This window comes from Mangrovimonas sp. ST2L15 (genome assembly GCF_001280515.1).
GTDB classification, from domain to species: Bacteria; Bacteroidota; Bacteroidia; order Flavobacteriales; family Flavobacteriaceae; genus Mangrovimonas; species Mangrovimonas futianensis.
The window spans coordinates 1-255 of the sequence record NZ_LBIQ01000002.1 but is presented as its reverse complement, the minus strand read 5'-3'; the positions used below and the strand labels follow the sequence as shown (position 1 = coordinate 255).

Genomic DNA, 255 nt, shown 5'->3' with positions numbered 1-255 from the left:
CCTTACCAACTGCCGATGCAGGATCAGATGTGAGCATGGAAGTAGGATCCACAGTTGTGTTGACCGCAACCGGTGGTGAGGGCTATCAGTGGAGCAACGGGGCCGTGACCCAGAGTATTGAGGTAAGCCCATCGGCAACCACGACCTATGAGGTAACGGTAACAACCGGCGAGTGTTCTTCCACAGATTCAGTAACGGTTACAGTGACCCAACCTGAAACACCAGAATTGGTTGTATCTGCAGGAGATGATGTAA

The 255-nt window shown here is 51.8% G+C and carries 1 protein-coding gene; it reads left to right on the top strand.

Annotated features, from left to right (window positions below; translation table 11 throughout):
• Window positions 1-255, top strand: a 255-nt coding sequence (locus ZA07_RS16070) for a hypothetical protein (protein ID WP_197276673.1), incomplete at both ends; no start/stop codon positions are given.